Source organism: Actinomadura sp. DC4, assembly GCF_030406325.1.
In the GTDB taxonomy this organism is placed as follows: domain Bacteria; phylum Actinomycetota; class Actinomycetes; order Streptosporangiales; family Streptosporangiaceae; genus Actinoallomurus.
This window is the reverse complement of the sequence record NZ_JAUEQY010000016.1, coordinates 109,746-131,857: the sequence shown is the minus strand read 5'-3', so window position 1 is coordinate 131,857 and position 22,112 is coordinate 109,746. Positions and strand designations below refer to the sequence as shown.

Annotated in this window: 19 protein-coding genes; 10 read left to right on the top strand and 9 right to left on the bottom strand. The window is 71.8% G+C overall.

The window, feature by feature from the left end:
• Positions 1 to 29: 29 nt before the first annotated feature.
• The 3 genes from QWU11_RS25670 to QWU11_RS25660 all read left to right on the top strand — a co-directional run bounded on the left by QWU11_RS25670 (position 30) and on the right by QWU11_RS25660 (position 4,560).
• On the top strand, positions 30 to 1,328 hold the full coding sequence (locus QWU11_RS25670) for a hypothetical protein (RefSeq protein ID WP_290116960.1): 1,299 nt from the start codon (positions 30 to 32) through the stop codon (positions 1,326 to 1,328).
• A 362-nt stretch (positions 1,329 to 1,690) separates the two neighbouring features.
• The gene (locus tag QWU11_RS25665; RefSeq protein WP_290116959.1) at positions 1,691 to 3,532 is read left to right on the top strand and encodes a 2-oxoacid:acceptor oxidoreductase subunit alpha; all 1,842 of its coding nucleotides are present in this window, start codon (positions 1,691 to 1,693) and stop codon (positions 3,530 to 3,532) included.
• Positions 3,529 to 4,560 (top strand): 2-oxoacid:ferredoxin oxidoreductase subunit beta, encoded by a 1,032-nt coding sequence (locus QWU11_RS25660; RefSeq protein WP_290116958.1) that lies wholly within the window; start codon positions 3,529 to 3,531, stop codon positions 4,558 to 4,560. The genes QWU11_RS25665 and QWU11_RS25660 overlap by 4 nt, the downstream gene beginning before the upstream one ends.
• Before the next feature lie 9 nt (positions 4,561 to 4,569).
• On the opposite strand, the gene QWU11_RS25655 is transcribed toward QWU11_RS25660, so the two are convergent.
• The gene (locus tag QWU11_RS25655; protein ID WP_290116957.1) at positions 4,570 to 5,637 is read right to left on the bottom strand and encodes an aldo/keto reductase; all 1,068 of its coding nucleotides are present in this window, start codon (positions 5,635 to 5,637) and stop codon (positions 4,570 to 4,572) included.
• A 133-nt stretch (positions 5,638 to 5,770) separates the two neighbouring features.
• Between QWU11_RS25655 and QWU11_RS25650 the strand changes: the two genes are divergently transcribed.
• Positions 5,771 to 6,628, top strand: a complete 858-nt coding sequence (locus QWU11_RS25650) for a helix-turn-helix transcriptional regulator (RefSeq protein ID WP_290116956.1) — start codon at positions 5,771 to 5,773, stop codon at positions 6,626 to 6,628.
• Positions 6,629 to 6,630: 2 nt separating this feature from the next.
• Here QWU11_RS25650 and QWU11_RS25645 read toward each other — a convergent pair whose 3' ends face one another.
• Complete coding sequence (locus QWU11_RS25645; protein WP_290116955.1) at positions 6,631 to 7,125, bottom strand: hypothetical protein; 495 nt, start codon at positions 7,123 to 7,125, stop codon at positions 6,631 to 6,633.
• 245 nt (positions 7,126 to 7,370) lie between these two features.
• Here QWU11_RS25645 and QWU11_RS25640 point away from each other — a divergent pair, with 245 nt between their 5' ends.
• Both QWU11_RS25640 and QWU11_RS25635 read left to right on the top strand, forming a co-directional pair.
• Positions 7,371 to 9,995 carry an alpha/beta fold hydrolase gene (locus QWU11_RS25640; RefSeq protein ID WP_290116954.1) on the top strand — a complete coding sequence of 875 codons (2,625 nt, stop codon included), beginning with the start codon at positions 7,371 to 7,373 and terminating at the stop codon, positions 9,993 to 9,995.
• Complete coding sequence (locus tag QWU11_RS25635; protein ID WP_290116953.1) at positions 9,992 to 10,861, top strand: ABC transporter permease subunit; 870 nt, start codon at positions 9,992 to 9,994, stop codon at positions 10,859 to 10,861. The genes QWU11_RS25640 and QWU11_RS25635 overlap by 4 nt, the downstream gene beginning before the upstream one ends.
• Positions 10,862 to 10,902: 41 nt before the next feature.
• Here the strand turns inward: QWU11_RS25635 and QWU11_RS25630 are convergent, their stop codons facing one another.
• Positions 10,903 to 11,118 carry a hypothetical protein gene (locus tag QWU11_RS25630; RefSeq protein WP_290116952.1) on the bottom strand — a complete coding sequence of 72 codons (216 nt, stop codon included), beginning with the start codon at positions 11,116 to 11,118 and terminating at the stop codon, positions 10,903 to 10,905.
• Between the two features lie 119 nt (positions 11,119 to 11,237).
• Between QWU11_RS25630 and QWU11_RS25625 the strand changes: the two genes are divergently transcribed.
• Positions 11,238 to 12,170: a ribose-phosphate diphosphokinase gene (locus tag QWU11_RS25625; RefSeq protein WP_290116951.1), complete on the top strand. Its 933-nt coding sequence runs from the start codon at positions 11,238 to 11,240 to the stop codon at positions 12,168 to 12,170.
• A gap of 165 nt (positions 12,171 to 12,335) precedes the next feature.
• On the opposite strand, the gene QWU11_RS25620 is transcribed toward QWU11_RS25625, so the two are convergent.
• Positions 12,336 to 12,971 (bottom strand): DUF4190 domain-containing protein, encoded by a 636-nt coding sequence (locus QWU11_RS25620; protein ID WP_290116950.1) that lies wholly within the window; start codon positions 12,969 to 12,971, stop codon positions 12,336 to 12,338.
• A gap of 202 nt (positions 12,972 to 13,173) precedes the next feature.
• Between QWU11_RS25620 and QWU11_RS25615 the strand changes: the two genes are divergently transcribed.
• Positions 13,174 to 14,703, top strand: coding sequence for a BTAD domain-containing putative transcriptional regulator (locus tag QWU11_RS25615; RefSeq protein WP_290116949.1), 1,530 nt, complete (start codon positions 13,174 to 13,176; stop codon positions 14,701 to 14,703).
• On the opposite strand, the gene QWU11_RS25610 is transcribed toward QWU11_RS25615, so the two are convergent.
• Entirely contained in the window at positions 14,700 to 15,080 is a 381-nt protein-coding gene (locus QWU11_RS25610) for a VOC family protein (RefSeq protein WP_290116948.1), read from the bottom strand. The genes QWU11_RS25615 and QWU11_RS25610 overlap by 4 nt on opposite strands.
• Before the next feature lie 233 nt (positions 15,081 to 15,313).
• On the opposite strand from QWU11_RS25610, the gene QWU11_RS25605 reads away from it, so the two are divergent.
• The gene (locus QWU11_RS25605; protein WP_290116947.1) at positions 15,314 to 15,910 is read left to right on the top strand and encodes an HD domain-containing protein; all 597 of its coding nucleotides are present in this window, start codon (positions 15,314 to 15,316) and stop codon (positions 15,908 to 15,910) included.
• 51 nt (positions 15,911 to 15,961) lie between these two features.
• Here the strand turns inward: QWU11_RS25605 and QWU11_RS25600 are convergent, their stop codons facing one another.
• From QWU11_RS25600 to QWU11_RS25585, 4 genes are read right to left on the bottom strand one after another with little or no spacing between them, the layout of a single operon-like run.
• Positions 15,962 to 16,750 (bottom strand): GNAT family N-acetyltransferase, encoded by a 789-nt coding sequence (locus tag QWU11_RS25600; RefSeq protein ID WP_290116946.1) that lies wholly within the window; start codon positions 16,748 to 16,750, stop codon positions 15,962 to 15,964.
• A gap of 9 nt (positions 16,751 to 16,759) precedes the next feature.
• Positions 16,760 to 17,956 (bottom strand): M20 family metallopeptidase, encoded by a 1,197-nt coding sequence (locus QWU11_RS25595; protein ID WP_290116945.1) that lies wholly within the window; start codon positions 17,954 to 17,956, stop codon positions 16,760 to 16,762.
• Positions 17,956 to 19,095, bottom strand: coding sequence for an amidohydrolase family protein (locus QWU11_RS25590; protein ID WP_290116944.1), 1,140 nt, complete (start codon positions 19,093 to 19,095; stop codon positions 17,956 to 17,958). Before QWU11_RS25590 ends, QWU11_RS25595 begins: the two co-directional genes overlap by 1 nt.
• A 39-nt stretch (positions 19,096 to 19,134) precedes the next feature.
• Positions 19,135 to 20,643 carry an APC family permease gene (locus QWU11_RS25585; protein WP_290116943.1) on the bottom strand — a complete coding sequence of 503 codons (1,509 nt, stop codon included), beginning with the start codon at positions 20,641 to 20,643 and terminating at the stop codon, positions 19,135 to 19,137.
• 113 nt (positions 20,644 to 20,756) lie between these two features.
• On the opposite strand from QWU11_RS25585, the gene QWU11_RS25580 reads away from it, so the two are divergent.
• Complete coding sequence (locus QWU11_RS25580; protein WP_290116942.1) at positions 20,757 to 22,112, top strand: glutamine synthetase family protein; 1,356 nt, start codon at positions 20,757 to 20,759, stop codon at positions 22,110 to 22,112.

Sequence of the window (22,112 nt, the reverse complement as noted above, 5' to 3'; positions counted from 1 at the left end):
CGGCGTTCATTTTAGGGGGAGCCATGACCATGGGGCCAGAGGGAGGCCAGGGAGGCCAGCCGGGTTCGTGGCCGCCTCCAGGTGGCACGCCCCAGTGGCAGCAGGGACCACCGCAGGGCGGCGGCTGGCCGGGCGGCCCCGGCCCCGGCCCCGGCGGACCGGGTGGTCCGGGCGGGCCCGGCGGACCGGGTGGACCCGGCGGGCCTCCGCCGTGGGGCACCGGGCCGTCCCAGCCGTACGGCTACGGGCCGCCGCCGCAGCCTCCCAAGAAGAGCGGCTCGGGCGTCTTCCTGGCGATCGGCGGCGGCGTCCTCGCTCTGATCATCCTGGTGGTCATCGTCGTCATGATCGGCGGCGGATCCGGTGACGACCCGAAGAAGACCTCGGGCAAGGCGGCCGCACAGGCGGGCCAGGCGCTCGGCCAGGCGGCGGGCGCCACCTACACCGGCACGTACGGCGGCGGCCAGGCGACGTTCAACGTGACGAAGGCCGGTAGCGCCCACGCCTCCTACACCTCGCACGGCTCCCCGGTCACGCGCGTCGACGTCGGAGACTCGTCCTACATCAAGGCCGACTCCACCTTCTGGACCGCTCAGGGCCAGTCCTCGACCGCGGCCGACAAGGCGGACGGCAAGTGGTCCAAGGCCCCGGACTCGGCCACCGACCTGAAGCTCGCCGACTTCTCACCGTCCAAGCTCGCGCAGGTCCTGGGGCAGGCCGGCAACGACCCGCAGGCGGTCAACACCCCGGCCGGCAGCACTCCGGCGATCAAGATGACGGTCAGCGAGACGACGTACTACATCTCCAAGAGCTCGCCGCACCGCCTGCTGCGGATCGAGGGCACCGCGGGCAGCGACTCGTACGCCCTCGACGTGAAGTCACTGGCCGCCGGCGCGATGAGCCCGGTCTTCTCCCAGCTCCGCAGCGACGTCCAGGCTCTCAAGGACGCGTACGACCCGTCGATCAGCATGCTGCCGATGGGCAAGATCCAGTTCGGTAGCTGCACCGAGTCGGGCTGCACCGTGCACGGCAGCGTGATGCCGTCCTCGGTGGGCGGCTCCACCTCCTCGGTGAAGGTCACGATGAACGCCAGGTTCTGGGGCGACGGCCCGACCGTGTCGACGTGCAAGGGCACCGGCACGACGACGCCCAGCCACCAGACGACGATCACCTGCCGTACCAGCGGCGGGTCCTGGTCGTCGTGGTATCGCTCACACAACGGGCGGTTCACCATCCACGCGAGCTCGACGTTCGACGCGACCGTGAACTCCAGCGGCGACGTCAGCAGCCTGCTCAGCAAGCTGTCTCAGGAGCAGCAGGGCAGCTGAAGGTCTTCTTGAGGCAGGCGGCCGGCTCACGGGTGCGTACGCGCCCGGCGAGCCGGCCGCCTGCCGTTTAAGCGGGACGACAGCGCGACCGCCTATAGTCCGGCTCGTGGTCGGAACGTCGCTCGCCGGAGGCCCGCAGGTATGCACCCGCGGCACGCTTGCGTCCGCCGGCAGCGGGGAAACGACTCCGTGGGGATCGGGGGTGGCCCGCGGTCGTATGCCGCGCGAATCACATCCAGGTCCGCACGAACCAAGTCTTAACCACGCCACCCTGGACGTAGCATGAAGGTAAGCCTAAGTAGCACTACGGACACGGACGCCTTGCACCGGAAAAGTGCTGCTCGTCGAGGAGGTCTTGCTCCGTGACCAAGCAGGTCCAACAACTTGATCGCGTGATCATCCGCTTCGCGGGCGACTCTGGCGACGGTATGCAGTTGACCGGCGATCGTTTCACCCAGGAGACGGCCGCCTTCGGCAACGACCTGTCGACCCTTCCCAACTTCCCCGCCGAGATCCGCGCGCCCGCCGGCACCCTGCCGGGCGTCTCGAGCTTCCAGTTGCACTTCGCCGACCACGACATCGTCACGCCCGGCGACGCGCCCAACGTGCTGGTGGCGATGAACCCCGCCGCGCTCAAGGCCAACGTCGCCGACCTGCCGCGCGGCGCGGATCTCATCGTCAACACCGATGAGTTCACCAAGCGCGCGCTGGCCAAGGTCGGCTACGCCGCGAGCCCGCTCGAGGACGGCTCGCTGGACGAATACCGCATCCACTCGCTGCCGCTGACCTCGATGACGGTCAAGGCGCTCGAAGACTTCGACATCTCCAAGAAGGACGCCGAGCGGGCCAAGAACATGTTCGCCCTCGGGCTGCTGTCCTGGCTCTACCACCGGCCGACGGACGCGACCGTGCGCTTCCTGGAGCTGAAGTTCGCCAAGAAGCCCGAGATCATGAAGGCCAACATCGCGGCCTTCCAGGCGGGCTGGAGCTACGGCGAGACGACCGAGTCGTTCTCGGTGTCCTACGAGGTCAAGCCGGCGACGCTGCCGCCGGGGCTCTACCGCAACATCTCCGGCAACGTGGCACTGGCCTACGGCCTCGTCGCCGCGAGCAGCCGGTCGGGCCTGCCGCTGTTCCTCGGCTCCTACCCGATCACGCCGGCCTCCGACATCCTCCACGAGCTGTCCAAGCACAAGCGCTTCGGCGTCCGTACGTTCCAGGCCGAGGACGAGATCGCCGCCGTCGGCTCCGCGCTCGGCGCGTCGTTCGGCGGATCGCTGGGCGTGACGACCACCTCCGGCCCCGGCATCTCGCTCAAGAGCGAGACGGTCGCCCTGGGCGTCGCCACCGAGCTGCCGCTGATCGTGATCGATGTGCAGCGCGCGGGCCCGTCCACCGGCATGCCGACCAAGACCGAGCAGGCCGACCTCCTGCAGGCGATGTACGGCCGTAACGGCGAGGCGCCGGTGCCGGTCGTGGCGCCGTGCACACCGTCCGACTGCTTCGCCGCCGCGATCGAGGCGGCACGGATCGCGGTGAAGTACCGCACCCCGGTCATCCTGCTGTCCGACGGTTACCTCGCGAACGGCTCCGAGCCGTGGCAGATCCCCGACGTCGACTCGCTGCCCGAGATCACGCCGGGCTTCGCCGAGGCGGTGCCGGACGAGGAGTTCCTGCCGTTCAAGCGCGACCCCGACACGCTCGCCCGGCCGTGGGCGGTGCCCGGCACGCCCGGCCTCGAACACCGCATCGGCGGCATCGAGAAGGCCGACGGCACCGGCAACATCTCCTACGACCCGGCCAACCACGACCTGATGACCCGCCTGCGCCAGGCCAAGGTCGACGGCATCGCCCGCGACATCCCGCCGCTGGCCGTCGACGACCCCTCCGGCGCGGCCGACGTGCTCGTCCTCGGCTGGGGCGGCACCTACGGCGCGATCACCGCCGCCGTACGCCGCATCCGCGCCGCCGGCGGCCGGATCGCCCAGGCCCACCTGCGTCACCTCAACCCGTTCCCCGCGAACATCGAAGAGGTGCTCCGCTCCTACGACAAGGTCGTGGTGCCGGAGATCAACCTCGGCCAGCTCGCCCTGCTGCTGCGCGGCCGTTATCTCGTCGACGTGATCGGCTACAACCGCGTCCGCGGCCTGCCCTTCAAGGCCGAGGAACTCCAGGACGTCCTCCAGGATGTGATCAGCTCATGAGTGATCCTCTCGCTCTCGTCCCCAAGGACTCCGAGCGGCAGACCGCCAAGGACTTCAAGACGGACCAGGAGGTCCGCTGGTGCCCGGGGTGCGGTGACTACGCGATCCTCGCCGCCGTCCAGGGGTTCCTGCCCGAGCTCGGGCTCCGGCGGGAGAACGTCGTGTTCGTCTCGGGCATCGGCTGCTCGTCACGGTTCCCGTACTACATGAACACCTATGGGTTCCACTCGATCCACGGCCGCGCGCCGGCGATCGCGACCGGGCTCGCGTCCTCCCGCCCGGACCTGTCGGTCTGGGTGGTCACCGGCGACGGCGACGCGCTGTCCATCGGCGGAAACCACCTGATCCACTCGCTGCGCCGCAACGTCAACCTGAAGATCCTGCTGTTCAACAACCGGATCTACGGCCTGACCAAGGGCCAGTACTCCCCGACCTCGGAGGTCGGGAAGATCACCAAGTCGACGCCGATGGGCTCGCTCGACGCCCCGTTCAACCCGATCTCCCTCGCGATCGGCGCCGAGGCGTCGTTCGTGGCGCGCACCATCGACTCCGACCGCAAGCACCTGCAGTCGGTGCTGCGGGCCGCGGCCCAGCACAACGGCACGTCACTCGTCGAGATCTACCAGAACTGCAACATCTTCAACGACGACGCGTTCGCCCCGCTGAAGGACCCGTCGCAGCGCGACGACGTGACGGTCCGGCTGGAGCACGGTGAGCCGATCGTGTTCGGCGCCGACCGCGACAAGGGCCTGCGGCGCGCGCCGTCGGGCGCGATCGAGGTCGTCCCGGCCGACTCGCCGGACCTCCTCGTGCACGACGCGAAGAGCGAGGACCCGTCACTGGCGTTCGCGCTGTCCCGCCTCGACTCCCCGACCTTCGAGCACACCCCGATCGGCATCTTCCGGCAGGTCGAACGCCCGACGTACGACGCGCTGATGCGCGAGCAGCTCGACGAGGCCGTCGCCCAGCAGGGTCCGGGCGACCTCACGGACCTCCTCGGCAGCGGCGACACCTGGCGCATCGACTGACCGCATGGCTCAAGAGGCCCGCTCGATCCGCAGGTCGCCGAACATGACGTTGCGCGTCATCGGGCGGGCGAGGAACTCATGCGGGAAGCCGAGGTCGACCGCGCTGGCCGTCTTCAGGTCGGCCAGCGCCGTGTCGGAGAGCGTCAGGTCCAGCGCGCCGAGGTTGTCCTCCAGTTGCTCGACCGTCCGCGCCCCGATGATCGGTGCCGTCACCCGCGCGTCGCGGGTCGTCCAGGCGAGGGCGACCTGGGACGACGTCACGCCGAGGTCGCTCGCGACCTTCCGTACGACGTCGGCGATGGCGAGCCCGCGTTCGGTCAGCGCGCCGTTGGCGGCGGCGACGTTCTTGCGGCTGCCCTCGGCCGCGGACGAGCCGTCCCCGAGGTCCAGGTCGTCCCGGGTGTACTTGCCCGTCAGCACGCCGCTGCCGAGCGGCGACCACGGAATGACGCCGAGCCCCATCTCCCCTGCCATCGGGATCAGGTCGCGCTCCACCGTCCGCTCGATCAGGCTGTACTCGATCTGCAGGGCGACGAGCGGCGACCAGCCGCGCAGGTCGGCGATCGTCTGCATGCGCGCGACCTGCCAGGCCGGCGTGTCGGAGATGCCGACGTAGAGGACCTTGCCCGCGCGTACGAGGTCGTCCATGGCCCGCATGACCTCCTCCACGGGCGTCGTGAAGTCCCACGCGTGCAGGTACAGCAGGTCGACGTAGTCCGTACGGAGCCGGCGCAGGCTGTCCTCGACCGAGCGGACCATGCTCTTGCGGTGGTTCCCGCCGGAGTTGGGGTCGCCGGGGCGTGAGGTCAGGGTGTACTTCGTCGCGATGACCAGGCTGTCGCGCCGGTCCCGGGCGAACTCCCCGACCAGCCGCTCCGCGGTGCCGTTGGTGTACTGGTTGGCGGTGTCGACGAAGTTGCCGCCCCGGTCGACGTAGGTGTCGAAGATGCGGCGGGCCTCGTCCTCGCCGGCGCCCCAGCCCCAGTCGGAGCCGAAGGTCATCGTCCCGAGCGCCAGCGGCGACACCCGCAGGCCCGAGCGGCCCAGCAGCCGGTAGGCGTCCAGTGATCCAGCCACAGAATGTTCTCCTTCGATGATTCCGGCCGGCCATCGGCCGATCCGTCACGGCAAGCGTGCGCCGGACGGCGAGGGCGGCGTAAGGGAAGATCGATCATGGGACCGGCACTCCCAGGAAGGTAGATTCGAGCCCATGACCGCGAACGTCGACGTGGCGCACGAACTCGGGGTCTTCCTGCGGGCGCGGCGCGAACGCCTCGACCCGGAGGCCGTCGACCTCCCGCGGCGCCGCCGCACCCGCCGCACGCCCGGCCTCCGCCGGGAGGAGGTCGCCGAGCTGGCCGGGGTGAGCGTCGACTACGTCATCCGGCTGGAGCAGGGCCGCGGGCTGCGCCCCTCCCCGGACGTGCTCGACGCGCTCGCCCGCGCGCTGCGGCTGAGCGACGACGAGCGCGCGTACCTCTTCGACCTGACCCGGCACTGGTCCGCGGCCAGGAGACGATCCGACGGCGACACCGCCGCGTTGGCCGCGCTGGTCAGCGCCCTGTCACCGCTGCCGGCCATGGTCATCGACCACCGCTTCGACATCGTCGCGTGGAACCCCGAGATGGCCTGGCTGATGCTCGATTTCCCCGGCCTTCCGCCCGAGCAGCGCAACGCGCTCTACCTCTGCGTGCTGCACCCGGCGTTCGCCGGGTTCTACCGCGACCGGGAGCGGATCATCCGCGAGGGCATCGCCGACCTGCGCGCTGCGTGGGCCGCGCATCCGGACGACGCCGCGCTCGCGAGCCTGGTCGAGAGGCTCTCGCAGGACGAGGAGTTCGCCCGGCTCTGGGAGCGCCGCGACGTCATGGTGAACGGCCACGGGACGAAGGCGCTGCTGCATCCGCGCGTGGGCGCGTTCTCCATCGCGTACGACGTGCTGACCCCGCTGGGCGATCTCAGCCGGCGGCTGATCGTCTACCGCGCGGCCGACGCCGAGTCCCAGGAGGCGCTGGACACGGTCGCCCGCGAGGCGCGTACGGGCGCGTCCGCCCTGCACGCGATCTGACGTCAGGCCGACTGCGCGGTCCGGCCCTTCAGGCGGCTCACGATGGTGTTAGCGGCGTCGCGGGTGAGGTTGCCGCTGATCAGGATCCGGCCCTTGGTGATCGGGGCGTCCACGCGCGGCGCGGCCACCACCTGGTCGCGTACGGTCAGCGCGTACGGGCGGCCGACCGCCGAGCGGGTCAGGCGGGTCAGCGCCTTTCCGTCGGCCGGGATCAGGCTGAGCGACACGGCGTACCCGCCGGACGTGGCGCGTTCCACGTGCAGGTCGTTGACCCGTTTGATCGTGATGCCGGTCGTGAGCTGGTAACAGACCGGACCGGCCGCGCTCTGCCCGATCGCGCCCTGCACACCCGCCGGGCACTGCGGGCCGGGGATCTCCTGCGACACCGGGTAGATCTTCACCGGCGTGGAGAAGTGCACGGGGTGTTCCTGGGAGAAGGCGGCGATGAGCGTGCCCGTCAGGGCGATCGCCGCGATCACCACCCAGAGAGCGATCACTACCGCGATCAATCCGGGCCGTGCGTGGGGGCGCCGCGCGCCGCGCATCGTGGCCTCCGTTCTCTCGTCCTCAGGGGAGAGGACGGTCGCGGCCCGGTCCGGGTTGTCCGCGCGGGGGAAAACCCCGCGGGTACCGCGGCCGGCCCGCGTCGCCCGGGAACATCATTGGGGATCATCGCACTTTGCGCGAGCGCCCAAGTACCGGGCCTGCCCTCACCGCCTGGCACGCCGAATAAGGTCTTGACATGAGATGGGGAAGGCCGGCGGCCATCGCCGGCGTCGCGGTCGTGCTCGCGGGGGCGTTGACCTGGGCGACCGTCGACGACAGGCCACGCGTGACCACCATCGACCAGCGCATCACGGTCGTGGACGGGCCGAAGGACGACCAGCACGTCGGTCTCGACACGACGTTCTACGAACCCGTGCACACCGCCGGGCGCGCGCCCGCCGTGATCCTCGCCCACGGCTTCGGCGCGAGCAAGGACAGCACCCGCGCCCAGGCCGAGGAGCTCGCCCGGCGCGGCTTCGCGGTGCTCACCTGGTCCGCGCGCGGATTCGGCCAGTCCGGCGGCGAGATCACGCTCGACTCGCCCGACTACGACGTGAAAGACGTCCGGCAGCTCGTCGACTGGCTGGCCCGCCGGCCCGACGTCCGCCTCGACGGCCCCGGCGACCCGCGGGTCGGCATCGCGGGCGCGTCCTACGGCGGCGCGATCTCGCTGCTGTCGGCCGCGTACGACCGGCGGATCGACGCGATCGCCCCGCAGATCACGTGGTACGACCTCGCGGACTCGCTGTTCCCCGACGCGACCGGGAAGGGCGCGGCGAACGGCGTCTTCAAGAAGGCCTGGGCCGGCATCTTCTTCACGAGCGGGGCGTCGTCCACAGCCTGTGGACGGTTCCTGCCGTCGCTGTGCGCGATGTACCAGAAGGTGGCCGAGACCGGACAGCCGACGCCGGAGGCCATCGCGACGCTCCGGCGTGACAGCCCCTCCTCGGTCGCCGGCCGCATTCACGTGCCGACCCTGCTGGTCCAAGGCCAGACCGACTCGCTGTTCCCGCTCGACCAGTCCGACCGCAACGCCCACGCGATCACCGGCGCGCCGGTCCGTACGGTCTGGTTCCAGGGCGGCCACGACGGCGGCGACCCGGAGACCGCCCGCGTCGACGGGCTCGTCTCCGACTGGTTCGACCACTACCTCAAGGGCGGCCCGCCGCTCACGGGCGGCGGTTTCACCGTCACGCGCTCGGGCGGCATCGACTCCTCGACGCAGCGGGTCACCATCGGCGCCGCCTCGGCCGCGCACTACCCCGGGCTGTCCGGCACCGCGCGCCGCTCGATCCCGCTCAGCGGTGAGCAGCAGGCCATCCAGAACCCCGCGGGCGGTTCCCCCTCGTCGATCTCCGCCATGCCCGGCCTGGGCCTGCTCGGCGGCCTCAGCGCGCTCCCCGGCGGCGGCATCGACCTGAACCTGCCCGGCCAGTCCGCGACGTTCGACTCCGAGCCGCTGAGCTCGCCGGTGCAGCTGACCGGCGCCGCGGGGCTGCGGCTCCGCGTGACCACCACCGCGCGGGACCGTACGGGCGCCGATCGGCCCACGCTCTTCGCCAAGGTGTACGACGTCGGTCCCGACGGGCAGGCCTCCCTGGCCCGCCGCATCGCCGCGCCGCTGCACCTGGAGGGCACGGCGCAGGTGACGCTGCCGCCCATGGACCACCGCTTCGCGGCCGACCACCGGATCCGGGTCGTCTTCAGCGCCACCGACATGGGCTTCGTCTCCCCGGCGCGCCCGGCCACCTACACCGTGGCGGTCGAGTCGCCGCTGAGCGTCCCGGAGGTGCCCGCGCTGCGCACGCCGCCCGCCCCACTGCCCTGGTGGGTGTGGGGCCTGCCGGCCATCGCGGTGGTCGCGGCGGTCCTCATCATGGCGACCTCGCGACGCCGCCGCAGGCACGGCGACCAGGCGGACGTGACGGTCCCGCTGGAGATCAGCGGGCTGACGAAGCGCTACAAGAACGGCTTCCTGGCAGTGGACGACCTGTCGTTCCGCGTCGAGCGCGGGCAGGTCTGCGGGCTGCTCGGTCCCAACGGCGCGGGGAAGACGACGACCCTGCGCATGCTGATGGGCCTGATCCATCCCGACGAAGGGGAGATCCGCATCTTCGGGGAGCCGGTACGCCCGGGCGCGCCGGTGCTGTCCCGGCTCGGCTCGTTCGTCGAGGGGCCCGGCTTCCTGCCGCACCTGTCCGGTCGCGACAACCTGGAGCTGTACTGGAGGGCCGCAGGGCGCGGCGAGTCGCACATCGAGGCGGCGCTGAAGATCGCCGGACTGGGCGACGCCGTACGCCGCCCGGTCCGCACTTACTCCCAGGGAATGCGGCAGCGGCTGGCCATCGCGCAGGCCATGCTCGGCCTGCCCGACCTGCTCGTGCTCGACGAGCCGACCAACGGCCTGGACCCACCCCAGATCGCGGAGATGCGCGAGGTGCTCGTCCGGTACGCCGCCGAGGGCCGTACGGTCATCATCTCCAGCCACATGCTCGCCGAGGTCGAGCAGACCTGCACCGACGTCGTCGTCATGCACAAGGGCCGGCTCGTCGCGACGGGCCCGGTGGGCGAGATCGCCGGGCACGACGGCTCCATCGTCGTCGGCACGCCGGACGTCGACCGGGCGATGAACGTGCTGACCGGGCTGGAGGGCATCGAGAAGGCCGAGCCGTACGAGCCGGGTGTGCTCGTCCGGATCAACGGCTCCGCGCCGTCGGCGGTCGTGGCCGCGCTCGTCACGGGCGGCGTCGCCGTCGAACGGGTGACGCCGCACCGCCGTCTCGAGGACGCTTTCCTGGCCCTGATCGGGGAGGAATCATGACGGTGACGACCGGCAGGCGGGGCGGGGACGCGAGCTACAACGCGCGCAAGACGCTCCCGCTGCGGGTGGAGTTCACCCGCCAGCTCCGGCGGCGGCGTACCTGGATCGCGTTCGTGGTGCTGCTCCTGCTGCCGTGGGTCCTCGCCGCCGCGTTCAAGATCGGTGGCTCGCCGTCCGGGAGCAACCCGAACACCCCGGCGCTGGTCACGGTCGCCACGGCCGGAGCGCTCAACTTCACCGCGTTCACGCTGTTCGTCTCGGCGGGCTTCCTGCTCGTCGTCGCGGTCGCGCTGTTCTGCGGCGACACGGTCGCCAGCGAGGCGGGCTGGGCGTCCCTGCGCTATCTGCTCGCCGCCCCCGTGCCCCGCGTCCGCCTCCTGCGCCAGAAGCTCATCGTCGCGCTGTCCCTGGCGGCCCTGGCCGTGGTCAGCCTGCCGGTGATGGCGATGATCACCGGCATCTACGTTTTCGGCTGGGCCCGCCTGCGGCTGCCGGCCACCGACGCGGTTCTGCCCAACGGCACCGCGCTGACCCGGATGCTCATCATCGTCGGCTACACGCTCGTCTCCGAGCTCGTCGTGGCGGCACTGGCGTTCCTGCTGTCGGTCACGACGGACTCACCCCTCGGCGCGGTGGGCGGCGCGGTCGGCCTGGTGATCGTCAGCAACATCATCGACGCGGTGACCGCTCTCGGGCACTGGCGGGAGTTCCTGCCCACGCACTGGACGTTCGCCTGGAGCGACGCGCTGCAACCGCAGATGGTCTGGGGCGGCATGATCAAGGGCATGGCGTTGTCGGTCTCGTACGCGATCGTGTTCCTCGCCCTGGCCGTGCGTCGTTTCCGCAACAAGGACGTCGTCAGCTGATCGGGGAGGAGGGCCGGGATCATCCCGGCCCTCCTTACGGCTCAGAGGGTGCGGCGCCAGGCGGCCCAGCCGTCCAGATGGCTGCGGCGGGCCTCGACGAGCCGCCAGTTCTTCGGCGCCTTGGGCCGGCTCTGCCGCCCCGTCACCCCCCTGCCCCAGGGCAGCACGACCAGCGTGACGTCGGGACCGAGCGTCGCCGGTCGCATGGGGTCGATCGGGCGGAGGCCGTTCTTGGCCCGACGCGGAGCCTTTGCCACGCTGTGAACCTTCTCTTGCTCCGCCGATCAGGTTCGGGCGTCTGTCCAGCCCACCCGGGGAACTGCCATGATCGGGTCCTGGCAGGCACAGCGGCGGCATCGCACCGACGGGAGTGGGCATGGAAGAGCTTCTGGTGTTCGGCGGGTCGGGTAGCCGCCGGCTCACCGCGGCGATCTGCCGTCACCTCGGCGTCGAGCCCGGCGAGGGCGAAGTGATCCGCTTCTCCGACGGCAACCTGTTCGTCAAGGCCAACCAGAACGTACGGGGACGGCACGTCTACGTCGTGCAGTCGACGGTCTTCCCGGCCAACGACAACTTCATGGAGCTGCTGTTCTGGATCGACGCCTTCAAGCGCGCGAGCGCCGCGTCGGTCACCGTGCTCATGCCGTACTTCAGCTACGCCAAGGCCGACAAGAAGGACGAGCCACGCGTCTCGATACGGGCGCGGGTGTGCGCGCAGGCGATCGAGGCGGCGGGCGCCGCGCGGGTCGTGACGATGGACCTGCACGCGCCGCAGATCCAGGGGTTCTTCACCCTGCCGGTCGATGACCTGTACGCCCTGCCGATGCTCGCCGAGGCGATCGGCGGCGGCGGCGACCTGGTCGTCGTCTCCCCCGACGTGGGCTTCGCCAAGCAGGCGCGCAAGTTCGCCACCCGGCTGGGCGCGCCGCTCGCCATCGCCGACAAGGAACGCGTCGACCACAGCGAGGCCGCGCGGGTCATCGACCTCATCGGCGACGTCGACGGCCGCGACGCCGTGATCGTGGACGACTTCACCATCACCGCCGGCACGCTCGTCGAGGTCGCCGAGGCCCTCGTGGCCCGGGGGGCCCGGAGCGTACGGGCGGCGGTGACCCACGGGGTGTTCACCGGCAAGTCGATGCAGCGGCTGGACGACAGCCCGATCTCCCGGCTGTACGTCACCGACACGGTCGAGAACCAGCCGGTGACGCTGTCGGAGAAGGTGGAGACCGTGTCGGTCGCGCCGCTGTTCGCCGAGGCCATCGGCCGCATCCACCGCCGGGAGAGCATCAGCGTCCTGTTCGAGTGAGCCCTGGGGGCAACGGTCCCGCCGGAGTACGGCCGGCCGGTCAGACGGCACCGCGAGTCGAACGCCTCAGCGTCCTGTACGCGGCGGGCCGCCTGACCGGGGCCTGGTGCGCGGCGGCCGAACGCCGCGTCCTGGGCATGTGCCGACGCCCCCACACGCCAGGGCTCAGGAGCCGGTGCCGACCAGGCAGACGACCCGGCGGTAGCCGAGGTCCCAGCGCGTCTTGGTGGGCGCGAAGTAGAGCAGCTCGTACCGCCCGGTCGCCCGCTTGTGCGTCTTCTGGTACCGCAGGGTGCAGCCCTTCTCCGCCGCCGCGCCGGAGGCCGTCTCGCCGGGCCAGGCCCCCTTCGGCAGCGCGAAGACCGCGAACACCTTGTCGCTGCCCGTGTCGCCGCACGGCTGCGCCTGGACGTCGGTGACCGTGCCGGTCTGGCGGGCCACGCAGTCGCCGACGCGCAGCTTGTCCACACCGGCCTTCTGCGGCGTGCTGATCTGCCCGCTCGCGTCGCGCTTGGGGTCGGGCGACTTCATCAGCTGTGCCACGGCCACCCCGCCGCCGACCGCCCACAGGATCGACAGCACGAGGCCGATGGCGGCCAGAGCGGTGCCCTTGTCGCCGCGGCGGCGCGTGCGCACCAGCGCGACGGGGGCGAGGATGAGGTTCACCAGAATGGTGATCCCGAGGAAACCCGCCAGGCCCAGGATGAGCGCGGCCACGGCCAGGCCGTTGGTGGAGCGCCGGCGCGAGCCCTGGCCGGGGGCGTAGCCGCTCGGCTCGGTCGCGGGCACGTATGAGGACATGTCTTGTTCCTTCCGAACTTGCCGTTCCTGCGCCCGCCGTACGCGGCGGACTCGACTGATGCTGCTCGGCCGCCATGCCGGATCCCTGTCGTTATGCTGTAGCCCATTGCGCTTTGACTGCCGCGCGGTGCGCATTCACTGCCGTACGACCGTCTTCCCAGCTCAGCGAGGACTCGTCGGCGCCGCACGGAAAGGAACTCTCGTGACCGTGCCGGAAGAGGCCCTGGCGGTCTCCTTCGAGATCCTGGGCCCGTTGCGCGCCTGGCGCGGAGACGACGAGCTCGATCTCGGCCCTGGAAAGCAGCGCGCCGTCCTCGCGGTGCTCCTTCTCAACGCCAACCGGCCCACGCCGACGACACGCATCGTCGACGCCGTCTGGGGTGACGGGCCGCCGGAGAACGGCGTCAACGTCGTGCAGAAGTACGTCGCGGGGCTGCGGCGCATCCTCGAGCCCGGCCGGTCGCCGCGCAGCCCGGGGCAGCTCCTGACGTGGACCGAGGCCGGGTACACGCTCCACGTGCCGCCCGGCAGCCTCGACGCGGACGTCTTCCGCGACCATCTCGTACGCGCCAGGGCGGCGGCCGACCGTGCCGACGCGGCCCGTTACATCCGGGCGGCGCTCGCGCTGTGGCGCGGCGACGCCCTCGCCGGGCTGCGCGGCGCGTACTTCGACGCCTCGCGGGACCGGCTCGCCGAGGACCGGGCGGCGGCCCTGGAGGAGTCCGCGCAGATCGAGCTCGACCTCGGAAACCACGCGCGGCTCGTGCCCGAGCTCGGCCGGCTGGTCACGGAGTTCCCTCTGCGGGAGCAGCTGCGGTACCTCCAGATCCTGGCGCTCTACCGGTGCGGACGGCAGGCGGAGGCGCTGGCGGCGTACCAGGACGCGCGGGTCTTCCTGACCGAGGAGTTCGGCGTCGAGCCGGGCGAGCGCCTGCAGCAGCTGCACCTGGCCATCCTGCGCTCGGACCGCGCGCTGGGGCCGGGCGCCGCCCCGCTGGCGCTCCACCTGCCCCCGGTTCCGCCGCCCGCCGCGCCTCCCACGAGCGTACGACGCCGGAGGCGGCCGCTGCGGGCGCTCGGAGTCGCGGTGCCGCTGCTGAGCTTCGGCCTGTTCACCTGGGCGGCCATGCTGTACCTCACGGTGCGCCGCCGCAGCCTGGCGCTCGGCCTGTCCGCGCTCGGGTACTTCGCGCTGGTCGTCTTGTTCGTCGCGATCAGCGACGACGACCCGAACTCCCCGCGCGAGGCGCTCTCCATCATCGCACTGCTGATCTCGATGGCCGGCGGCGCGGTGCACATCGCGCTGCTCGGTCCCGGCACTCCGGCGCGGAAGCCGCACCGGGGGTCCCCCGACTACGACACGCTGCGGTCGCTGGAGCTGCGGATCCGGCGGGAGCAGGCGCTCACGCTGCTCTACCACTACCCGGCGATCGCCCGCGAGCTCCGCATCGGACGGCCCGACCTTGCCCGGGTGTTCAACGACGGCGGCCTGGTCGACGTCAACGCCGTGCCCGAGCACATCCTCGCCGCGCTTCCCGGCGTCACCGTGCCACAGGCGCAGCACATCGTGGCCCGCCGCCGCGCCACCGGCGGCTTCCGGCGCGTGGACGACCTCGTCACCGGCGGCCTCCTGCCGCAGCCGACCGTACGGGCCCTGACCGACGTACTGATCGTCATCGACGATGAACCCCAGGACACCCCGCCGGTGAACGCGGGCGCCACCGCTTTCTAGGCGCGACGGCGCATCGGGTGGTCGTCGGGGATCTCGGCGACGCAGATCCGTACGCCGTCCGGGTCGGCGATCCACATCTCGATCAGGCCCCAGGGCTCGCGCCGCGGCTCGCGCAGGACGCGTACGCCGTCGAGCCGGCGCCGGGTGGCCTCGATGTCGCGGACCTGGAGCCACAGCTCGATGCTCTCCGTGGGCGGCGGCCCGTCGGCATGCCCGGACACCTCCAGGTAGCCGCCGCCGATGAAGAAGACCGTGCCGGTGCCGCCGGGCGTCGCGAACTCCCGGAAGATCGGCAGCTTGAGCGTGTCGCGGTAGAACGCGCGGCTGCGCTCCAGGTCGGTCGGCCGGAGCAGCACGCGGCTGGCGAGAACCTCCATGCCTCCAACCGTACGCCCGTTTCACCAGGCAGAACCGGTGTGAGAGCGCCCGTAGGCGGTGGCCGGATGTTCCGCGACCGTGGTAGCCGCCAATCCGGGCGGGCGGCGGTGCCGAACACCTCATGCGCGGCCCGGGCGGCGGATGCGGAACCCCGTCCGGGCCGCGTCAGCGAGGCCGGTCGGGGAAGGAGTCCCTTACGGCCGGGGAACCGTAGATCGTCGAAGGGGGCAGCATGCCGGACGAGCTGGCACAGTTGACGGGTTTCGTGTACGAGGTCGGCCTCCTGAAGCGCTACAAGCGCACCGGCTGGCTCATCGCGGGGGTCAGCGACCCCGAGAGCATCGCGGACCACTCGTTCCGTGCCGCCGTCCTCGCCTCGGTCGTGGCCGTGATGGAGGGGGCGATCCCGGAGCGCGCGGCGCTGCTCAGCCTGTTCCACGACAGCCAGGAGACGCGGCTGACCGACATCCCGTACCTCGCCAAGGCCTACGTCAAGCGGGCGCCCAACGAACAGGTCACCGCCGAGCAGACCCGGGGCCTGCCGCTGCCCGTGGCCGAGATGATCTCCGGCAGCGTGGCGGAGTACGAGGACAAGGCCAGCCTGGAGTCCCGCTGCGCCCGCGACGCCGACAAGCTGGAGTGCCTGGCCCAGGCGATCGAGTACCGCGAGCAGGGCAACCAGAACATCCAGCCCTGGATCGACAGCTCTCTGGCGGCCCTGCAGACGGCCTCCGGCAAGAAACTGGCCGACGAGATGCTGCGGAACCGCTCACTCGACTGGCTCGACCGCTTCTTCAACGGCGACGACACGGCACCGGTCGGCGAATAGCCGCTCAGATCACCCAGAGGCGGTACACATGCTGCGGGCGCTCCCTGGCGGTCAGGCGAGTGAGGGCGAGAGCACGGAGGCCGGGCTCACCAGGTCCGTACGGGTCGACAGGTACTGGTCCAGGTCCTCGATCCGCCACCGGGCCTCCAGGAGGTAGGGCAGAGCGGGGTGCGGACCCGGCAGGCACACGCGTACGCGGGCGGCCTCGAAAGTGGTCAGGGCCGCGGTGAGCGTGGCCGCGGGGTCGTGACCGTCCCCGGTGACCAGGTGGAACAGCCCGTCCGGGGCGGCCGCGCCGGTCGCGGCGATCTTCCCCTCGTCCCGTACGACCAGGCCCGTGGCCTTCGGTGTCGTGGCCCAGTACGCGTAGTCGGCGGTGCGGTCGCGCCCGGTCAGCGCGCGCTCGGCGGCGCCCGCCTCGTCGAGGGTGACGCGCTCCGCGCGCAGCGCGGCCGCGCCGGCGGGCGGCCCGGACAGATAGAGCAACGGCCAGCGCGGAACCATCCCGTACCGGACGTACAGCGACATCGCCCGCGGGTCCCGCGAGGCGAACGTGAACCGCTCCCCGGCACCGCCGAGCGCCACCTCGAGCAGCCGCCGCCCGGCCCCGCCGCCGTGCCGGTCCGGGTCGACGAACAGGTCGGTCAGCATCGTGGCCTCGGCGGTCCGCCGGATGCCGCAGTAGCCGACCAGCGCGCCGTCCGCCTCCGCCACCAGGAACAGGCCGTTGTTCCGCAGGTGGGAGACGTAGCGCGGGTCGGCCCCGGCGTCATCGTCGTTGGCCGTGGCGATCTTCGCGATCGCCGGGAGGTCCTCATCGACCGCGGGTCGTACGTCCATGGCCGCAGACTAAGGCGTCAGGGTCGTACTGATCGCCGCGAGGTAGCCCGCCAGCAGTGCGTCGGCGGTGCGGGCGATCATGCGGTCGGCGGGCAGGAACCCCTCGTGGTGCAGGCCTGGAGCGTTCCCGGCGTCCGGCGGTGCGGTGCCGACGAACATCATCAGGCCCCGCGTCACGCCGCAGTAGTGCGAGAAGTCGTCCGCGCCGTAGGAGCGGAAGCTCCCGTCGGTGACGACCCCGGCCGCGCTCAGGTGAGCGGCGGCGCCGGCGGCCAGCTCCGGGTCGTTGACCAGCACCGGCTCGCCCGGGTCGAAGCGCACCCGGCCCGTGCAGCCGTACGCGGCGGCCGTGTGGTCCACGATCTCGCGGATCAGGTCGGCGGCGACCGCGCGGTCGGTGTCGCGCATGACTCGGACCGTTCCACGGGCGGACGCGGTCTCGGGGACGACGTTCACCGCCGAGCCGCCCGCGATCTGGCCGACCGAGCAGACCGCGCCCTGTACGGGGTCGAAGCGGCGGCTCGCCACCTGCTGGAGGCTGACGACGGTCTGGCACAGCGCCAGGACCGGGTCGCGGGCGATGTGCGGGTAGCCGGCGTGGCCTCCGACGCCCTCGACGGTGATCTCGAACTCGTCGGTGGCCGCGTTGACCGGGCCCGGCGTCACCGCGACCACGCCGTCCGGCAGGCGCGGCTGCAGGTGCGCCGCGACGATCGCCCGTACGTCGTGCTCGGCGAGGAGGCCCGAGCGGACGATGTCCTCGGCGCCCGAGGGCGAGCTCTCCTCGCGCGGCTGCAGGACGGCGAGGATCGGCACGTCCACGCCGATGCGCGCGGCGGCGCGGCCGACCGCGACCAGCGCGGCGAGGTGGACGTCGTGGCCGCAGGCGTGCATCGCGGTCCCCTGTGAGGCCCACGGAACGCCGGTGCGCTCGACGATGGGCAGCGCGTCGAGCTCGGCGCGCAGGGCCACGGCCGGTCCGTCGTCGCCGATCCGTACGACGCGGCCGGTGCCGGCCGCCTCGTGACCAGGCCCGGCGTCGAGCGTGCGCACGACCTCAACGGTGGTGTCGGCCTCGTTGCCGGAGACCCTCGGGTCGGCGTGGAGGCGGTGGCGGAGCGCGATGGCGTTGGGGAGCTCGTCGGCCACCGCGGCGCGCAGTTTCAGGTGCAGGTCGTTCGGCAGCAGGTCTTCGCTCCGTTCCATCAGCGCGTCTCCAGTCCGTAGACGCGGCGGGCGTTCTCACCGCCGGCCAGCCGGGCGATGCGGTCGGCGTCGTCCTCGGTCCAGGCCTCGTCATCCAGCCCGGATCGCAGGAAGCCGGACAGTCCCTGGCGGAACAGCAGTGTGCCAAGGTGGTACAGCTCGGGCAGCCCGAACGCGTCGGATGAGAACAGGAACTTCCCGAACGGGGCCAGCTCCAGCGTCTCGGCGATCAGCGCCGGCGCGCCGTGCCCGAGGTTGTGCGTGGCCAGCCCGACGTCGACGAAGACGTGCGGGAACACCTGCGCGAGATAGCCCGCGTGCCGGTGGAACGGGTAGTTGTGCAGCAGCAAGATCGGGGTGCCGCTGGGCTCGACCGCGCGGATCAGGTCGGTCAGCAGCAGCGGGTCGCAGCGGTGCAGGTCGACGTCCGCGTCGCCGTACCCGACGTGGAACTGGATCGGCAGCCCGCGGTCGACCCCGCACCACACCAGGAAGGCCTGGAGGGTCGGGTCGGCGAGGCGTACGGGGCCGCCGGCCTCGATCGACGCGAGCCAGCGACCGGCCGCCGCCGTGACCTCCGCCTCGGCGGGCCGTTCGCCGGGTAGCGCCAGCCCGACCCGGTAGGCGGCGATCGACTTCAGGCCGACGGCCGAGGCGGTGCGCTCATGCAGGCGCGTACGGAACGCGTCGGCGAAGCCCTCCGCGCCCGGCCCGGCCGCGGCCACCTCCTCGGCGACCTGTTCCAGCCGTACGATCTCGTGTACCGAGGCGTCCGCGAGCGCGCCCATCTCCGAAAACGACACGATCGATCCGGGCGCGAAGCCGGTGTCGACGCAGAGCGCCTCGATTCCGGCCGTGCGGAGGAAGCGGTGGTTCACCTCGGCGGCGCCGAGCTCGGCGCGCCGCCGGAGGTAGTCCTCCGGCGACGCGTGCGGCGGCAGGTCGAGCACCGGTGCGCACCAGCGGCGTACGGCGAAACCGATCTGGGAGTCGAAGAGGGTGCCGCCGAGCGGCCCGGGGGCCTCGGCCTCGGTGAGCAGGGACTCGAAGGCGTTCCGGTCGAGGTCGTCCGACACGACCCCATGGCAGTGATGGTCGACGAGACGCAGCGCCTCGACGGAGGACAGCAGCGGGGGCACTTCGGGGGTTCGTCCTTTCGTCAGGGGATGGGCTCGCGGTCAGCCGCTCGTGTCCGGCGCGGCGATCGTCCCGGGCGGGGCGCTCTCGGCCAGGCTGATGCCTTCGTTCTCGGCCAGTGCCCGGCCGAGCCGCTGAGAAACACCGGGCGCGACCAGGACGGCGACGACGGCGATCACGAGCCAGCCGCCGGAGACGACCGGGAACCACTGCGCTGCGCCGGAGGACGGGTAGGGGATCACGTTGCGGTAGAGGGTGTAGCCGAGGATGAGCAGCGCGGCGATCGGGATCACGACCTGCCACATGGGCACTGGCATCTTACGCTGCACGAATACGAGGCGGATGGCCCCGATGGTGGTCAGGACGTACGCGACGAGCAGGATCAGCGTGCCGATCGTGCCCGACCAGATGAAGGTGTCCTCGGCCTCGGCCGAGAAGAACGAGACGCAGATCACAATGATCAGCGCCATCCCGGCCGCCACGACGCCCGCGGCGACGGCCGGCGTGCCGGTCCGCCCGACCCGGCCGGGCCCGCGCCCGCCCGCGGTGTCGCGGGACAGCGCGAACAGCAGCCGTGAGGCGCCGACCATGCAGGCCAGGCAGCAGCCGAAGGCGCTGATCGCCGCGCCGAGCGTGATGACGTGACCGACCCAGGACCCGACGTAGGAGCTGCCGAGGTCGCCGAGGAGCGAGGGGGACTTCCCGAACGCCGCGACGCCCTTCGTGTCGGCGCCGAAGCCCATCATCTCGACCGCGGTGACGACGGTGAAGTAGATGCCGCCGAAGATCGCCGTGCCGAGGATGGCGCGGGGAATGTCGCGCTTGGGCTCGGCCGCCTCCTCACCGAGCGTGGCCGCGGCCTCGAAGCCGGCGAAGGACAGGAAGCCGAAGACCACGCCGAGGAACAGCGCCGACGTGCTCGTGCCGGGCTGCACCTCGAACACGCTGAGCGTGAAGCCGTGGTCGCCTGGGGCCGAGCCGGACACGAGCCGTACGAGGACGATCGCGGTGACGACGAGGATCAGCGCGACGGTCGCGCCCTCGACGCTGAGCAGGATGGTCGTGCCGCGCCTGGCCGGGGAGATGGTGAGCGCCAGGGCGGCGGCGATGGCGATCGCGACGAGGATGAACGGCGCCCAGCTCGGCGGATGCGGCCAGACGCCGATCTCCTGGAGGAAGGCCGTGCCGAAGATGCCGGTGGCGGAGGAGGTCACGACGCCGTAGAAGGTGTAGGTGCCGAGCAGGCCCCAGCCCGCGACGACGCCCGAGCGCGGCCCGAGCGTCGCGCCGACGAACGCGTACGCCGAGCCCGCGTGGTGGAAGTACTGGCAGAGCCGGACGAAGCCGTACGCGACCAGGATGACGGCGACGCCGGCGAGCAGGAAGGCCAGGGGCACCGCCCGGCCCGCGGAGGTGACGGTGCCCTGCGGGTTGATGTTGGCGGCCATGCTCGGTGCCATGAGCGCGACCGACAGCCCGACCGCCTGCCAGACGCTCAGCGTCCGGCTCAGGCGCGGGCCGGACGGACTCGAAGATGATGGCTGGGTCATGCCACTCCTCTCGACGTGATCATCGTCGTGGTCGTATTTTGGGCCTCCCGTAATGAATATGAAAGAGCTGTCGTTTCGTGTAACACATATTTCATCGACCTGAGGTGGGTGTGATGGATCAGCAGGAACGCGCTCGACGGGCCTCGGCCGCACGGCGGGCGGCCGGCGATCTCGCCACGCGGGGCATCGCCGACGTCGCCGTCACGTGGGTGGACACGAGCGGTGTCACGAGGGTCAAGGCGGTACCGCTCGCCCGGCTGGAACACGCCGCGGCGTGGGGCATCGGCATGTCGCCGGTCTTCGACGCCTTCCTGATCGACGACTCCATCGCGTCCGGCCGGTTCGCGGGCGGGCCGGTCGGTGACCTGCGGCTGCACCCCGACCTCGGGCGGCTGGCCGTGCTGAGCGCCTGCCCCGGATGGGCCTGGGCGCCCGCCGACCGCTACGACCAGGAGGGCGAGCCGCACCCGCTCGACGCGCGCAGCCTCGCCGCCCGGGAGGTCGCGCGGCTCGCCGCCTCGGGCCTGTCGGTCAAGGCGGCGTTCGAGGTCGAGTGGGCGGTCTCGATCGGGGACGGCGACGACTTCGTCCCCGCCTGCGCCGGACCGGCGTACGGGATGATCCGGCTCACCGAACGCGCCGGTTACCTGCGCGACGTGGTCGGCGCGCTGTCGGCGGCGGGTGTCGCGGTGGAGCAGATCCACCCGGAGTACGCCGCCGGTCAGTACGAGGTCTCGGTCGCACCGGAGGACCCGGTGGGGGCGGCGGACACGTTCGTGCTGGTCCGCGAGACGATCCGGGCGGTCAGTCAGAACCACGGCCTGCGCGCGACCTTCTCCCCGAAGGTGCTCGCCGACGGCGTGGGCAACGGCGCGCACATCCACCTGAGCCTGTGGCGCGACGGTGACAACCTCATGGCCGGCGGCGAGGGCCGCTTCGGCCTCACCGCGGGCGGCGAGGGGTTCGCCGCGGGCATCCTGGCCAGGCTGCCCGGCCTGCTGGCGGTCGGCGCGCCGTCCGTCGCCAGCTACCTGCGCCTGGTCCCCTCCCACTGGGCCGGGGCGTACGCCTGCTGGGGCCTGGAGAACCGCGAGGCCGCGCTGCGGTTCGTCACGGGCGCGGCCGGCAGCCGCTCCCAGGCGGCCAACCTGGAGGTCAAGTGCTTCGACGCGGCCGCCAACCCCTACCTCGCTTTGGCCGCGCTGCTCGCCGCGGGCGCCGCGGGCCTGGCCGAGGACGGCACGCTGCCCGAGCCGGTGGAGGTCGACCCGGCGTCGCTGGAGGGCGTCCCGCCGCTGCCGTCGTCGCTGGGAGCGGCGGTCGAGGCGTTCGAGACCGACGCGGTGCTCAAGGAGGTGCTGGGCGAGGGCCTGGTCGACACCATCGCGGTCGTACGGCGGGGAGAGATCGCGCTGTTCGACGGCATGGCGCCCGAGGAGATCGCCGCCCGGACGCGGTGGAGGCACTGA